At 66.2% G+C, this 15,321-nt stretch carries 13 protein-coding genes; 9 read left to right on the plus strand and 4 right to left on the minus strand.

Annotation, left to right across the window (positions count from 1 at the left end; genetic code table 11):
- Window positions 1-19 precede the first annotated feature (19 nt).
- The 3 genes from BMZ02_RS14320 (at window position 20) to BMZ02_RS14330 (ending at window position 4,676) form a co-directional block, all read left to right on the plus strand.
- A complete protein-coding gene (locus tag BMZ02_RS14320; protein WP_091645135.1) occupies window positions 20-1,660 on the plus strand; it encodes an alpha/beta hydrolase in 1,641 nt (546 codons plus the stop codon).
- 59 nt (window positions 1,661-1,719) lie between these two features.
- Window positions 1,720-2,919, plus strand: coding sequence for a PQQ-dependent sugar dehydrogenase (locus tag BMZ02_RS14325; RefSeq protein ID WP_091645137.1), 1,200 nt, complete (start codon window positions 1,720-1,722; stop codon window positions 2,917-2,919).
- A gap of 152 nt (window positions 2,920-3,071) precedes the next feature.
- Window positions 3,072-4,676 (plus strand): methyl-accepting chemotaxis protein, encoded by a 1,605-nt coding sequence (locus BMZ02_RS14330; protein WP_091645139.1) that lies wholly within the window; start codon window positions 3,072-3,074, stop codon window positions 4,674-4,676.
- 51 nt (window positions 4,677-4,727) lie between these two features.
- Here BMZ02_RS14330 and BMZ02_RS14335 read toward each other — a convergent pair whose 3' ends face one another.
- Window positions 4,728-5,219 carry an outer membrane beta-barrel protein gene (locus tag BMZ02_RS14335; RefSeq protein ID WP_091645141.1) on the minus strand — a complete coding sequence of 164 codons (492 nt, stop codon included), beginning with the start codon at window positions 5,217-5,219 and terminating at the stop codon, window positions 4,728-4,730.
- 181 nt (window positions 5,220-5,400) lie between these two features.
- On the opposite strand from BMZ02_RS14335, the gene BMZ02_RS14340 reads away from it, so the two are divergent.
- Window positions 5,401-6,381, plus strand: coding sequence for an MBL fold metallo-hydrolase (locus BMZ02_RS14340; protein WP_091645142.1), 981 nt, complete (start codon window positions 5,401-5,403; stop codon window positions 6,379-6,381).
- A gap of 16 nt (window positions 6,382-6,397) precedes the next feature.
- Here the strand turns inward: BMZ02_RS14340 and BMZ02_RS14345 are convergent, their stop codons facing one another.
- The 3 genes from BMZ02_RS14345 to BMZ02_RS14355 all read right to left on the minus strand — a co-directional run bounded on the left by BMZ02_RS14345 (window position 6,398) and on the right by BMZ02_RS14355 (window position 9,040).
- Entirely contained in the window at window positions 6,398-7,135 is a 738-nt protein-coding gene (locus tag BMZ02_RS14345) for an SDR family NAD(P)-dependent oxidoreductase (protein WP_091645143.1), read from the minus strand.
- Between the two features lie 130 nt (window positions 7,136-7,265).
- Window positions 7,266-8,027 carry an ABC transporter permease gene (locus tag BMZ02_RS14350; RefSeq protein ID WP_091645145.1) on the minus strand — a complete coding sequence of 254 codons (762 nt, stop codon included), beginning with the start codon at window positions 8,025-8,027 and terminating at the stop codon, window positions 7,266-7,268.
- Complete coding sequence (locus BMZ02_RS14355; RefSeq protein WP_091645147.1) at window positions 8,024-9,040, minus strand: ABC transporter ATP-binding protein; 1,017 nt, start codon at window positions 9,038-9,040, stop codon at window positions 8,024-8,026. The genes BMZ02_RS14350 and BMZ02_RS14355 overlap by 4 nt, the downstream gene beginning before the upstream one ends.
- Window positions 9,041-9,263: 223 nt before the next feature.
- Between BMZ02_RS14355 and BMZ02_RS14360 the strand changes: the two genes are divergently transcribed.
- From BMZ02_RS14360 to BMZ02_RS14380, 5 genes are read left to right on the plus strand one after another with little or no spacing between them, the layout of a single operon-like run.
- Complete coding sequence (locus BMZ02_RS14360; RefSeq protein WP_091645149.1) at window positions 9,264-9,695, plus strand: OmpA family protein; 432 nt, start codon at window positions 9,264-9,266, stop codon at window positions 9,693-9,695.
- A gap of 8 nt (window positions 9,696-9,703) precedes the next feature.
- Window positions 9,704-11,425, plus strand: coding sequence for a hypothetical protein (locus BMZ02_RS14365; protein ID WP_171909940.1), 1,722 nt, complete (start codon window positions 9,704-9,706; stop codon window positions 11,423-11,425).
- A gap of 46 nt (window positions 11,426-11,471) precedes the next feature.
- Entirely contained in the window at window positions 11,472-12,356 is an 885-nt protein-coding gene (locus BMZ02_RS14370) for a glycine betaine ABC transporter substrate-binding protein (RefSeq protein ID WP_091645152.1), read from the plus strand.
- Window positions 12,357-12,406: 50 nt separating this feature from the next.
- The gene (locus BMZ02_RS14375) at window positions 12,407-13,609 is read left to right on the plus strand and encodes a toxic anion resistance protein (protein ID WP_091645154.1); all 1,203 of its coding nucleotides are present in this window, start codon (window positions 12,407-12,409) and stop codon (window positions 13,607-13,609) included.
- Between the two features lie 47 nt (window positions 13,610-13,656).
- Window positions 13,657-15,309 carry an OmpA family protein gene (locus BMZ02_RS14380; protein WP_091645156.1) on the plus strand — a complete coding sequence of 551 codons (1,653 nt, stop codon included), beginning with the start codon at window positions 13,657-13,659 and terminating at the stop codon, window positions 15,307-15,309.
- Window positions 15,310-15,321: the final 12 nt, after the last annotated feature.

Consider the following 15,321-nt stretch of genomic DNA (forward strand, 5'->3'; position numbering starts at 1 on the left):
TCATCAGGAGTTGCACGGTATGCAGTGGGTTTGGCGGTGGTTGCGTCAGTTCTGTACCACGGGACTGCTACTTGGAACACTGTTCTTCGCGTTCTCGCTCACCCCCAGCCTGATTCCGCGGCCCTCCGTCATCCAGGGCGTCATCTCCGGGGTCTCGTTCACCGCGGGCTACGGCCTGGGCGTGATGGCGCGCTGGTTATGGAATTACCTGGAGCTGCCGGTTCCCAGCGTTCGCCTCGATCGCATGGCCCGTATCGGCGCCGCGGTGGTCTGCGGGCTGTTCGCCATCGGGTTTCTCTGGCAGGCGTCCGAGTGGCAGAACACCGTGCGCGCACTGATGGACAGCGAGCCCGCCGGTGGCGTGCAGCCCTTTACCGTTGCCGCCATCGCCACGGTGGTGTTCGTGGTGCTGGTGCTGCTCGCCCGGCTGTTCCTGCTGACGTTCCAGGTGCTGTCCCGCCGGATGGAGCGCTACGTGCCCCGGCGCGTGTCCCTCGTCGTGGGGGTGACCGCTGCCCTGGCGCTATTCTGGTCGGTAGTGGATGGCGTGATCTTCACCCTGGCCCTGCGTGCCGCGGATAACTCCTACCAGCAGCTCGACGTCCTCATGCAGGACGATGTGGAGCAGCCCGATGACCCGGTCAGCACCGGCGGCCCCGAGTCCCTGGTGACCTGGGAGGACCTCGGTGGCCGCGGGCGCCGCTTCGTTACCTCGGGGCCAACCGGTGACGACATCGGTGACTTTCTCGGTGAAGCGGCGCCGGACCCGATCCGCGTGTACGTCGGCCTCAATGCGGCCGAGACGCCGGAGGAACGCGCCGACCTGGCACTGCAGGAGCTGCTCCGCGTGGACGCCTTTGACCGCTCGGTGCTGCTGCTGGCCACGCCCACGGGGCGCGGGTGGGTCGACAGCGCCGCGCAGAACCCGGTGGAGTACATCCTCCAGGGCGATGTGGCGACGGTGACGGCGCAGTACTCCTACCTGCCCAGCCCGCTGTCGCTGATGGTGGAGGGGGAGTACGGGCAGGAGACGGCGAGGGCGCTGTTCAACAGGGTCTACGGCTACTGGAGCGATCTTCCCGAGGACGACCGGCCCGATCTCTATCTCCACGGCCTGAGCCTGGGGGCATTGAACTCCGACCGCTCTTTCGACGTCTATGACATCATCGACGATCCCTTCGACGGCGCCCTGTGGAGCGGTCCGCCGTTCCGCAGCGAGACGTGGCGGACGGTGACCGCCGGCCGGGATGCCGGCTCCCCGGCCTGGCTGCCCCGGTTCCGGGACGGTTCCGTGGTGCGCTTCATGAATCAGGATGGCGGGCTCGATGATTTCGACACGGACTGGGGGCAGTTCCGTATCGCCATACTCCAGTACGCCAGCGACCCGGTGACGTTCTTCGACCCCATGTCGTTCTACAGCGAGCCGGACTGGATGCGTGAGCCGCGCGGGCCGGACGTCTCCGATGATCTGCGCTGGTTCCCGGTGGTCACCATGCTGCAGCTTCTTGCAGACATGGCCGCCGGGCGTGCGCCCACCGGCTACGGCCACGAGTACGCCGAGGCCCATTATATCGACGCGTGGGTTGCACTGACGGAGCCCGACAACTGGAGCGACGAGGACTCGGAGCGCCTGAAGGCGCTGTTCGACGAGCGGGAGTGAGGCCGTCCCCGGGGCGGGGCGGCGTTGGTCCGGATTCCCGAACATTTGGAGGTATCCCCATGGCCATTGTGTGCCGACTGCGACTGGTCACCCTGCTTGCCGGGGTCTCTTTCACCGCCGCCTGTGTGCTGGGGGCCGCCTCGACGGCGGTTGCGGCCGAGGAGCCGGTGGGCTACGAAGTGGACGTGGTGACCGACGGGCTCGACTCGCCGTGGTCTCTCGCGTTTCTCCCGGGTGAGGACGTTGACCGGGCGCTGGTGACGGAGCAGTCCGGGCGCCTGCTCCTGGTGGATCTCGCCTCCGGTGAGACGCGCACCGTCTCCGGCACCCCCGAGGTGGCTGCCGTGGGCCAGGGCGGACTGCTGGATGTGGCGCTGCACCCGCGGTTTGCCGACGGCGAGCGCTGGGTCTATCTCACGTACTCGGCAGCCAATGACGCCGGTAGCGGCTACGCCACGCATCTCGGCCGTGGTCGCCTGGGCGACGACGGCGAAGCGCTGGAGGCGTTCGAAGTGCTGTACGTGGCGGAGCCGTTCGGTAGCAACACCGGCCATTTCGGCTCCCGCCTCCTGTTCGACGGGGACGAGCGGCTCTACATGACCACCGGTGACCGGCGCGATCTCGACAGCCCGCAGGATCTCCGGAGCAACTGGGGCAAGACCCTGCGTTTCAATGCCGACGGCAGCATTCCCGACGACAACCCCTTTGTCGATGATGACGACGCCCTGGATGCCATCTACACCTACGGGCACCGTAACAGCCAGGGCATGGCGCTTCATCCGGAGACCGGAACGGTCTGGCAGAACGAGCACGGCCAGCAGGACGGGGACGAAATCAACCGCATCGATCAGCCCGGAGGCAATTACGGTTGGCCCATTGCGACGTACGGGGTGCAGTACGGTTCCGGAACCCGTATCGGTGATCTGCCCCACGAGCGGGACGACACCGTGAACCCCGTGTATTACTGGGATGGCACCCGGTATGACCATAACCAGTCCGGATTCCCGCCGTCCGGTCTTGCCGTCTACGCGGGCGATGCATTCCCCGAGTGGCAGGGTGATCTGCTCATGGGCACGCTCCGGCACCGGTACCTCGGGCGGTTCGAAATGGACGATGGCGAGGTGGTGAACGAGTATCGCCTGCTTGCCGATCGCGGCTGGCGGATTCGCGACGTCCGCGTGCATCCCGTCTCGGGCGAAGTCTACGTGCTGGTGGATCAGTCCGACGCGCCGCTGGTCCGCCTGCGCGCCGCCGACTGAACGCAGGCGGACACGCGATGCTGCATTGCAGCACGTCGCCTTCTTTATCGTTTGATTCACGAATCGATTGGTAAAGTTTCCCCGGGGGCAGTCGTTACAGGGAGTGGGAATGATCACCACACTTGAATCGTCGCCATCGGGGAGGGAACTACGTGGCGCTACATCGCATCCTTCATCGTCTGTCCGTGGGGCAGAAGATGCTGACGTTCACCGGGCTGTTCCTGGTTGTCATCGTCTTCATACTGGCCATGGCCTCTTACGTGCTCGAACAGCAACGCGCCCTGAACACCGTGTCCGAGCGCGTCGGCACGCTGAGTGAGCGCGTGCTCTATCTCGACGAAGTGTTGACCGGATCCACGCGGATGGCTGCCGTGACCGGCGACACGGATTGGCTTGATCGTTATGACAGCCATGCGGTCAGAATGGATGACGCGCTTGACGAGCTGGTCGCGCTGGCGCCGCAGGATGTCGCTGCCGCATTCGAGGCGTCCACCGGCGCTGCCAACGACGCATTGCTGGAGCTTGAAGCCGATGCATTCCGGGCTATCGACCAGGGGGATCTCGATGCCGCCCGGGAGATCGTTTTCGGTTCAGCTTATGAAGCCCGAAAGACCGAGCTGGATCAGGGCACCGAGACGTTCCTGTCGGGTATAGAAGCCGACGTGGCCGACCGGCGCGACACGCTGGAGAGCCTGGCCTACGGTACCCTGGCTGTCGGCATCGGCGCCCTGGCGCTTGCGCTGCTGCTCGCCTACGGGGTGGCCCGTTCCATCACCAGTCCGCTTGCCGAGGCTGTGGCGTACACCCGGCGTGTGGCGGATGGCGATCTCACGGTGGATGCCGGGAGTGCAGCCCGGGACGAAGTGGGGCAGCTTCTGAACGGCATGGGGCGGATGACACGTGGCCTGCGCGAGACGGTGCAGCTGATCAGCGAATCCGCCGAACAGGTGGCGAGTGCAGCCGAGGAGTTGTCCGTCACCGCAGGGCGCAGTAGCGAGGGGGCGCGACAGCAGAGCACCGAGGTCTCGCAGGTGGCCACCGCCATGAACGAGATGAGCAGCACGGTGCAGGAGGTCGCCCGGAGCACCCAGGAGGCGTCTGACGCGGCGTCCGATGCCAGTGGCCGCGGCGATGAGGCGCGCACGGCCCTGGCGGCGTCGTCAACCGGTATGGAAACCCTTGCCGGGGAAGTGGAGCAGGCGGCCGGCGTGATTCACGATCTGGAGCAGCGTGCCGAGCGGATCGGTCAGGTCCTGATCGTGATTCGGAACATCTCCGAACAGACCAATCTGCTTGCGTTGAACGCCGCGATCGAGGCTGCGCGAGCGGGCGATCACGGGCGAGGGTTCGCCGTGGTGGCGGATGAAGTGCGCAAGCTGGCGAGTAACACCCAGCAATCCATCGGCGAGATCGAAGAGATCATCGAAGAGTTCCAGGCCGGGACCCAGAGCGCCGTTGAGGTGATGAACAATGGGCAGGAAAGCGCCGGCCGCAATGTGGGCGAGGCACGTAACGCAGTCGCCGCGCTGGACGCCATCATGGCGGGGGTGACCCACATCTCGGATACGTCCAACCAGATCGCCACGGCTCTGGAGGAGCAGAGCTCCACGGCCGAAGAGATCAACCGGAACATCACCACCATCGAGCAGCTGGCGTCCGAGACCTCCACGGCGGTGGACGAAGCGGCGTCGGCGAGCCAGGACCTGTCCAGGCTCTCCGTGCGTCTCGGCGAGGCCGTGGCGCGGTTCCGGCTGTAAGCGCCGCTTCGCTGACCCGGCCCGGGCCAGGTCGGCCCGGGCCGGGCACCGTCAAGGCAGTCTTACCTCGATGCTGAGCATGCCGGCCTGAAAGTCATTGCGATCCTGGTATTCGGCACGCACGCGGGTCAGCGGGAATACCGGCATGCTGCCGCCGATTGCGAATACCGCGCCATCGCTGTCACCCCACTCGTAGCCGGCGCGTCCGTGGAAGTTGATCAGCGGCAGGGTGGTGATGGTGCCCTGCAGGCCGATGTCCGCGTTGTTGTAGCGGTCCGTTCCGCCGTTGTCCTCGAACTTGCCGGTGCGGGTGTAGCCGCCCTCCAGCCCGAGCCGCATTACTGCGGGAACGCCGAAGAAGTCGTACCCGCCGTAGATCCGGGTGCCGTAGTACGTGTCGTTGCTCTCATCGTCGAAGTTGGTGTAGACGCCGCCCAGGCCGCCGTACAGGCCACTGGCCGAAGCGGTTGCGGGCAGGGCGGCGGCCGATGCGGTCAGCAGGGCGGCGAGGGCGGTTCCGGTCAGGGAGCGGGAGATGGTCATGGGGCACCTGCAGTTGAGTGGCTGGACGCCGCCATAGTGCACCACCGTCTCGCACCTTGACCACTCCCGTCGTCCGGAAGCGCAGCATGGGCTGTCGACGCCGGGCGCCGGACATCCGGGCGTGGCGGATGCCGGGCCTGTTCAGGCACAGTACGGTGCCCACGAGTCAGGAGATGGTTTCATGCCCGAGCCCAGGATCATCGATTACCCCAACGGGGTTGCCGCCATCGACGCCGAGTTTGCCGAGACGCCGGGTGTGGTGGCGAGTTATCTGCTGCAGGCGGATGGTGATGCCGCGCTGGTGGATGTGGGCAGCAACTTCTCCGTGCCGTTGATTCTCCGGGGGCTGGAGCTGCGCGGTGTGGCACGGGAGCAGGTGCGCTACGTGTGCGTCACCCATGTGCACCTGGATCACGCCGGTGGCGCCGGGGAGCTCATGCGTCAGCTGCCGCAGGCGACGCTGGTCGTCCACCCGCGGGGTGCCCGTCACATGATCGACCCGTCCGCGCTCCATGCCGGCGCGCGCGCGATCTACGGCGATGCCGTGATGGCGCGGCATTATGGCGACCTGGTGCCGGTGCCGGAGGAGCGCGTGCAGGTCGTGAACGACGGCGACCGGCTGCCGTTCGGCCGTCGCAGTCTGCTGTTTCTCGACACGCCCGGTCACGCCAATCACCACTACAGCGTGGTGGACGAGGCGCACGACCTGGTCTTTGCCGGTGACACGTTCGGCGTGTCGTACAGGTCCCTGGACACGGAACGGGGCGCATTCATCTTTCCGTCCACGTCGCCGGTGCACTTCGACCCCGACGCCGCCCATCGCTCCGTCGATCGTCTCCGCGGGCTGCAGCCACAGGCGGTGCACGTCGCCCATTTCGGGCGGCTGGCCGAGATCGAGCGCCTGGCGGCGGATCTGCACGAAGGGATCGACGCCCATGCCGGAATTGCCATGGACTGTGCCGGTCAGGATGAGGACGATCAGGCGGAAGCCATCGGCGCCGCGCTGCTGGAGTGGTTCTCCGGTCGCCTCCGGGCGCACGGCGTGACGCTGTCCCCGGAACAGTTGCGCCAGACCCTGGCCATGGACCTGGAGATGAACACCCAGGGGCTGGTGGTGTGGTTGCAGCGGCGGAGCAGGGCCGCCCGCGCCGATTCGCGCTGAGCGGCCCGGGTCGGTGTCAGGACTTGCCGGCGGTGAAACCGCCATCCACCAGCAGGTCCGTGCCGGTGACAAAGCTGGCCTCATCGGAGAGCAGGAACAGGGCCGCGTTCGCCACTTCCCGCGCCTGGCCCAGGCGCCCGATCGGGTGCAGGCTGGTGAGGAACTCCAGCACCTCCGGGTCCAGCTCGTCCAGCAGCGGCGTGGCAATGTAGCCGGGCGACAGGCTGTTGACCCGAATCCCGCCGGGCGCGCCTTCCAGCGCCAGCGTGCGGGTGACGTTCAGCACGCCGCCCTTGGCCGCGGTGTACGCCGCCGTTTGGCTCTGACCCACATGCCCGAGGATGGAGGCGCAGTTGAGGATCGCGCCGCCGCCGTTCTGCATCCGGCGCATGGCCTCGCGGGCGACGCGAAAGACACCGTTGAGGTTGATGTCGATGACCCGCAGCCAGTCCTCGTCGGTGTAGTCCACCGCCAGTTCCTGGTGACCGATGCCGGCATTGTTGAATACCGCATCGACGCCGCAGAACGCCTCCGCCTGTTCGAACAGGTTGTGAATGTCCCCGGTGCGGGTCACGTCGGTCTGCACGAACAGGCACTGGTCCGCGCCGAGCTTGGTGGCGACGGCCTCGCCCAGCGCCTGGTTCATGTCCGCGATGACCACCCTGGCGCCTTCGGCAATGGCGCCCCGGGCCGTTTCGGCGCCAATGCCGCTGGCACCGCCGGTAATGACAACACCCTTTCCCTTCAGACGCATCGCTGGCTCTCCCCTGGTCAGTGAACCCGTGAAGGGCATCGTGCGCCCCGGCACGGGAAGGGGTGTTGATCCAGGTCAACCCGGGAGAGAAACCACGGCGGCGTCGGCCGGCACCGCCGTGGCGGGCGGCTCAGGCGCGCAGGCGGTAACCGGTGCGGAAGATCCAGGCCACGGTGGCCATGGCGACGGTCAGGAAGACCAGGATCATCAGCAGGCTGACCACGACACTGACATCACCGGCGCCGTAGAAGCTCCAGCGGAAGCCGCTGACCAGATAGAGCACCGGGTTCAGCAGGCTCAGGGTCTGCCAGGTGGAGGGCAGCATGTCGATGGAGTAGAACGTGCCGCCCAGGAAGACCAGCGGGGTGATGATCAGCAGCGGCACGAACTGCAGCTTCTCGAACGTGTCCGCCCACAGCCCGATGATGAAGCCGATCAGGCTGAACGTGAACGCGGTGATCACCAGGAACAGCAGCATCCACACCGGGTGGGCGATCTCCAGCGGCACGAAGAACCCGGCGGTGGCAAGAATGATCAGGCCGAGCATCACGGACTTGGTGGCGGCTGCCCCCACGTAGCCCATGACCACCTCATAGTGGGACACCGGTGCCGACAGGACCTCGTAGATGGTGCCGGAGAACTTCGGGAAGTAGATGCCGAACGAGGCGTTGGAGGTGCTCTGGGTGAGCACCATGAGCATGATCAGCCCCGGCACGATGTAAGCGCCGTAGCTGATGCCGTCGATCTCGTTGATCTGCGAGCCGATGGCGCCGCCGAAGACGATGAAGTAGAGCGATGTGGTCACCACCGGCGAGACGATGCTCTGGAACAGGGTGCGCCAGGTGCGGGCCATTTCGAAGGTGTAGATGGCGCGGACGGCGTGGATGTTCATGTGTGCTCCCTCACCAGGTCGACGAAGATGTCCTCGAGTGTGCTCTGCTGCGTGTGCAGGTCGCGGAAGCGGATACCGGCGTCGGCCAGGTCCTGCAGCAGCGCTGTGACGTCGGCGGTCTCGCCGTCCTGTGCCAGCGTGTAGGTGAGCGCCTCGCCGTCCTCCGACAACTCCAGGGCGTGCCGCGCGAGCGCCTCCGGAATACGGTCCATGGGCGTGTGCAGGTGCAGGGTGAGCTGCTTGCGGCCGAGCTTGCGCATCAGCGCCTCCTTGCCTTCCACCAGCACGATTTCGCCGCCGTTGATGACGCCGATCCGGTCTGCCATCTCCTCGGCCTCCTCGATGTAGTGCGTGGTGAGAATCACCGTCACACCCTTTTCCCGCAGCGAGCGCACCAGGGCCCACATGTCACGGCGCAGCTCCACGTCAACGCCGGCGGTGGGCTCGTCCAGGAACAGCACCTCCGGTTCGTGGGCCAGTGCCTTGGCGATCAGGACACGTCGTTTCATGCCGCCGGAGAGCGTCTGGATCTGATTGTTGCGTTTGTCCCAGAGACTCAGGTCCCGCAGCACCTTCTCGATGTGCGCCGGATTCGCCGGTTTGCCGAACAGGCCGCGGCTGAAGCTCACCGTCCGCCAGACCGTTTCGAACGAGTCCGTGGAGAGCTCCTGGGGCACGAGCCCGATCAGTGACCGGGTCTTGCGCCAGTCACTCTGTATGTCATGACCGTTCACCAGAACCCGGCCTTCGCCCAGCATGGCAATGCCACAGACGATGCTGATGAGGGTCGTCTTGCCGGCGCCGTTGGGTCCGAGCAGGGCGAAGATTTCACCGCGGTGGATGGTCAGGTCGACATTGCGCAGCGCCTGGAAGCCGCTGTCATAGGTTTTCGAGACGCCCTGAATGGCGACCGCCGGCTCTGCGGCGGCGGCCGGTGTCCGCGCATGGGCGGCCGGTGCCTCTCCGGCTCGGGACGACCCGGCGTGGAAAGTGGCGAGATGGTCGCGGTCCATGGGGTTGCCTGTCCTGTGTCGCGTTGAAACGGAGGGGAGCCTAAAGGCTCAAGTATGCTTGAGGTCAAGCGCTCCTCTTGTGCGTAATCCGCACTATACGCCTCCGGCCGTGGCTGTGAACGGGATCGGTGTTACATGGTGACAGGGTGGCGATGGGGGCGAGGGTCGGATAGACTCCAGTAACGATGTCAGAACAATAAACAGAACGGATTGTCTTCAGCGAATGGACGCCAAACGCTATTTCGGTCTTGCCCTGGTCGTGGTCACGCTTGCGCTTGTGGCAGGGCTCACCTTCCTTGGGCGTGATCACCAGACGCGTGTCTTCACTGTCGATTTTCGGCAGGGCCACACGCTCTCGGACGACAGCGACGTGGCCATCGCCCGGATCGCCACCCTCATGAGCCGCCAGCCACGTTACCAGGCGGTGGTGGTCGGCCATTCCGGAACGCGCGGCGACGACAGTGCCAACCTCGAGCTCAGTCGCGAGCGCGCGGCAGTCGTCAGCCGTCAGTTGATCGACGATGGCATCGACGAAGACCGCATCGACGTTCATGGGCTGGGTGGCGATGACCCGTTGCCCAGGGGCGATGACGAGGGGGAGCGCCGTTACCAGCAGCGCCTCGCCCGGGTCGAAGTCGAACTGAACTACCGATGAGAGGGCTTATGAGACCGCGCGCTATCGCACCGGTGTTGTGGCTGACGGCCACACTGTCGGCCACGTCCGTATCGGCCGACGCGCCCGCATTGAATGACGCGGTGGATGCACCCACCCGTGCCTGCCGTGGTGGCGATACGCTGCAGGTCGCCCTTGGCCGGTCGGGCGTTGATGTGGTGCCGCTGTTCGCCAACGACTATGCCCTCGAGACACCCGCCAACAGCCACTTTGACCGGGAAGGCGTGGATGTGGAGCTGGTTGCAGGTCAGGCGCTCCCCGCCCGTGTCAACGCGTTCCTCCGCTGCGAGGCGCCGGTGCTGCGCGTCACCCAGGGGCAGCTGCAGCTCGTGGCCGAGCTGCTGGCTGACAACAGCGATGTCGATCTCATCGGGATCTATCACCACGGCTGGTCCTCCGGTGCGGACCACCTGGTGGCCAGGGAGGCGTTGCGAACGCCAGTGGACTTCGGCGGCAGCCGTATCGCCGTGGGGCGTTTCAGCCCCCGTCTCGACCTGCTTGCGCACCTGGCGGAGACCGGGGACAGCCAGAGCCGGCGTGACGGCATCGACGACTGGACGCCTCCGGAGCTGGTGCACGCGGCCATGACACATGGCCTGTACGATGACTCGCCGGCCGGTCGGTTCTTCGACGATACCAGCGTCGATGCCGCGGTGATGGAGTGGAGCGACGCGGCAATACTGACCAGTGGCGGTGAACGTGGCACCGGCGCCGAGGGGTCGGTGGCCGGTGCGCACATTCCGCTGTCCACGCGGTCCGCCAGCCGCGTGGTCTCGCATGTCTACGTGGTTCGCAAGGATTACCTGGAGGCCAACCAGGATCAGGTCGAGCGCTTCATCGCAGCGCTGTTCAACGCCGAAGAACAGGTCCGGGAGAGCGTGGCCACGGGCGTTCTTGACTGGGAGGCGGTGGCAGAGCATCTGCTGGATGATGCCGGTGATGCGGATGTTGCCGAATCGCTCTGGTCCCGGGTCGAGACGGTGGGGCTGCAGGGCAACGTGAACTGGGCCAACCCGGAGCATCCACGCAGTTTCGCCCGCATCAACAATGAGATCGGGCGGGGGCTGCAGATGCTCGGGCTGATCAGCCAGCCCCACGCGCTCGAGGTGGCGTCGCTGGACTACCGCACCATTGCCGACGGCATCTTTGACCAGCGGCGCGTCAGCCTTCCCGACTTCGACACGGACGAGGCGGCGCGCGCGATTGACCAGAGCCGGGCCGACGGCGACCTCGATGAGCGCACGGTGACCCGGTTTGCCATTACCTTCGACCCGAACCAGACCGGTTTCCCGGCCGAGCAGTACGCCGACGATTTCGACGAGGTCATTGCTGCCGCGACCCGATACGGCGGCGCCGTGTTTACCGTGGAAGGGCATGCCGACCCGCTCAAGTATCTTCAGCGCCGACACGATGGCGCCGGCTCCGAGGAGCTGCGCTCCATCCGGCAATCGGCGGACAATCTCAGCCTGGCGCGGGCACGGGAAGTGCGCGAGAGCCTGGTGGCCTATGCGGGCGACGAGGGCGTTGACCTGGACGAGAGCCAGTTCGTGACCGAGGGGCGGGGGCTGGAAGAACCGGCCACGGGGGTGTGCGGTGATCAGCCATGTGCCCCGCAGACCGAGGCGGAGTGGCGCTCGAACATGCGCGTGGTGGTTCGTGCCGTGCGCATGGAAGCGGAGAGCAGCGCCTTCAGCCCGCCGGATGAGTGGTAACGCCCGATAGGCCAACGTGACGCATGGAAGAGCAGAGGAACACACCATGACCAGCAGACACCGCATTCCCGTTCGCCATGGCATCGTGCTGGCGCTTGTCCTCTCACTGGGGCTGTTGTCGTCGGCTGCCAACTCGGACCTGGGCCGGCCGGATGTCCGCATCGGCTGGACAGCCTGGAGCGACGCTGAAGCGGTCTCCAAGCTCACGGCACTGACATTGAGCAGCGTCGGGATGGATGTGGAACTGACCCTGGCGAACATTCAGGCCCAGTACCGCGGGCTGGCCGAGCAGAATCTGGATCTCATGCTCATGTCCTGGCAACCCCACACCCATGCCGCGTATCTCGATCACTACGGCGACAGGCTTGAAGACCTTGGTGTGCTGTACGACGGCACCACGATGGGGCTGGCAGTGCCCGACTACGTGGACAGCTCCATTCAGACCATCGCCGACCTTGCCGACCATCCGGAGCTGTTCGATGGCGTGATCACCGGTATCGATCCGGAGGCGGGCGTCATGGCGGATGCGCGGGAGGCGATGCGTCATTACGGCCTGGACGGCTTCGAACTCTCCGAATCAACGGGCCCGGCCATGGTCCTGGCCCTCGAGCGCGCGTTCGACGCGGAGCAGCCCGTCGTGGTGACGGCCTGGCGCCCCCACAGCAAGTGGGCGGCGTATGACCTCCGCTACCTGGACGACCCTGACGGTGTGTTTGCGGACAGCGAGGCGGTACACGCAATGGCGCGTGCCGGACTGCGCGAGGAGCAACCCCGGGTGGCGGCGTTCATCGAACAGATGGCGTTCGAACTGGACGAGCTGGAGGCGCTGATGGCCGATGCCGAAGAGCAGGGCCACCGCAACGCCATTCGTGACTGGCTCAACGCGAATCAGGAGCGGGTCCACGGCTGGTTCGAGGAGGCCGGGCAGTAGTGCCGGCGAAACAGACGACCAATCAAGAACGCGTGGCAGGGACGGGACTCATGAACACGAACGAGACGAACACCGCAGACGACGACATGAACACGGCGCTGACACCGCCGCCACCGGCACCGGAAGTGCAGCCCGAGGAAGCGGAGAGCAAGGTTCCCCTTCCGGCCGAGCGGCAGACCGAACTGGCCGCCCAGGCCGACGCCTTCGTGCAGGGGGTGATCGAGGCGGAGCCGGAGAGCGAACCGTTCCGGGAGCACGTCCAGCAGGCGCACCAGCTGGGTAACCAGCAGATGCAGGAGGCGGCGCAGGTGTCCAACCGCCTGCTGGAGAAGCCGGTGAAAGCCATGGACCAGGGCGCGTTATCCGGCGACAGCGACGTCTCCCGGTCTCTGCTGGACCTGCGCCGCACGGTGGAGGAGCTGGATCCGTCCCGTCGGGGCGACCTGTTCCAGCCGCGCAAACTGCTCGGTTTCATCCCCTGGGGGAATCGGCTGCACGATTATTTCCGGGAGTACCAGTCCGCACAGTCGCACATCGACGCCATCATCAAGAGTCTCTACGAGGGGCAGGATGAGCTGCGCCGCGACAACGCCGCCATCGACGAAGAGAAGCGCTTTCTCTGGGACGTGATGCAGCGCATCGAGGAGTATGTCTACCTGGCAAGATCCATCGACGAGCGGCTGGAGCAGCGCATCGAGGAGATTGCGCAGCAGAACGAACACAAGGCGCGGGCCGTGCGCGAAGAGATGCTCTTCTACGTGCGCCAGAAGGTCCAGGACCTGCAGCAGCAGCTGGCGGTGGCCGTGCAGGGCTACCTGGCGCTGGACATGATCCGCAAGAACAACCTGGAGCTCATCAAGGGGGTGGACCGGGCGACCAGCGTCACCATCTCGGCCCTGCGTACGGCCACCGTGGTGGCACAGGCGCTGACCAACCAGCGTCTGGTGCTCGAGCAGATCCAGGCCCTGAACGAGACCACCGGCAGCGTGATCGAGGGCACCAGCGAGATCATGCAGAGACAGTCGGCGCAGATCCACGAGCAGGCGGCGGGTAGCACCATCGACATGGAGCAGCTCACCAATGCCTTCAACAACATCTACGCCACCATGGACGACATGGCCGACTTCAAGAGCCGCGCGCTGGACAACATGAAGGAGACCGTCGACTCGCTGGACGGCCAGATCGGCAAGGCGCGGGCGCGTCTTCAGCGTACGGACGAGGCCCGCGCGGACGCCAGCGTCACAACGGAGTAAGCCGCAGGCGCGCTGCGCGGGATGCGGAACGATTCGGGGGGATTGTCATGCGCCATCTCTTGGTGTTCACCGGGCTGATGCTCGGGGGTGTCGGTCTGGTCCATGGAGCGGAAGACCGACGACTGGCCGCAGCCGTCGCGGAGCAGTACCAGCCGTGTGGTGATACCGCAGCGCTGGTGCTGCCATTGGCGCGCTCCGGGCTCGACCTGGTGCCGCTGTATGCCAACGGCTATCAGCTTGAGACCGCGGACGGCAGCCCGTTTGCCGAACAGGATCTGGATGTGCTGCTGCGCGAGCCGGCAGGGCTGCAGTCGCAACTGGAAGCGTATCTGGCCTGTGAGACACCCATCATGCGGCTGACCCAGGCCCAGGCACTTCTGGTCGCGAAAGCCACCGAGGCAAACGCGGGCAGCGCCATGACGGCCTTCTATCAGCACGGGTGGTCTGTTGGTGCCCACGAGCTGCGGGCGGCGAGCGGCGTGGAGGAATTGACCGGGCTCAATCAGGGCACTGTCGCCGTCGGGCCGAACGGGGGCGGGCTGGACCTCCTGGCTGAAGCGACACGAGTGGCCCGGGAGCGTGCCGGCAGTGACTGGGCGCAGTCACCCAGTGTGGTGCTGACCGACGATGCCTCCGGCACCGGCGGCGATACGCCGGAGCAGCGGCTGGCAGAGGATGACCGGCTGACCGCGGCGCTGGTGGCCACGGATGCCCCGGGAGAGCATGCCGTCCTGCTGTCGAGTCAGTCCGCCAGCCGGGCCGTGTCCAGTGTCTACGTCGTTCGCCGGGACTTTCTCGATGCGCATCGGGAGCAGGTGGAAGGGCTGGTCACCGCCCTGTTCAACGCGGAAGAGCAGGTGCGCGAAGACGTCACCACCCAGATCGTTGACTGGAACGCCGTGGCCGGGCACCTGCTGGGCGATTCTGACGCCCATGAGCAGGCCCGTCGCATGTGGAGCGACGTGGAGACGGTGGGCGTCCAGGGCAACGTGGACTGGTCAGGGGATACCGGGCTGCGGTCCTTTCACCGTCTCAACGGCGAGATCGCCGGCGCCCTGCGGGCCATGGGCGTGCTCAGCGCCACGCCGACACTGGCCCTGGCGGACATGTCCTACAGTAATCTGGCCGACGGCGTCTTCGACCAGCGTCGCGCCGAGCTTTCCTCGTTCGATCCGGATGCGGCGCGGACGCTGCTCTCCGAGCAGCGTGACGGGGGCGATATCGATGGCCGGACCATCCTGCGGTTCGAGATCCGGTTTCAGCCCAATCAGGACCAGTTCCCGGCGAGCGAGTACGCCGATGACTTCGCGGACGTCCTGGATGCAGCCCAGCGTTACCGGGGCGCGCTGCTGACCGTCGAGGGGCACGCCGATCCGTCCCTGTACGTGCAGCGCCGCTCCTGGGGGGCATCCGAGGACCTGCTGGCACAGCAGCGGGACAATCTTGCCGAACTCAGCGAGGCGCGCGCCGAATCGGTTCGTCAGTCGGTGCTCGCATTTGCCAGCGAGCACTCGGTTCGCCTGGACTCCAGCCAGTTGATCACCGAGGGGCTGGGCATCAGCGATCCCGCGACCGGACTGTGCGATGACGTGCCTTGCCCGGTGGCGGGCGACGAGCAGGCGGAGAATCGGCGGGTCGTGTTCCGGGTGGTGGAGATCGAGGCGGAGAGTGACGCGTTCACGCCGCCGACCACATGGTGATACGGCCGGCAA

Origin of the sequence: Aquisalimonas asiatica (assembly GCF_900110585.1) — a bacterium.
Classification (GTDB): Bacteria; Pseudomonadota; Gammaproteobacteria; order Nitrococcales; family Aquisalimonadaceae; genus Aquisalimonas; species Aquisalimonas asiatica.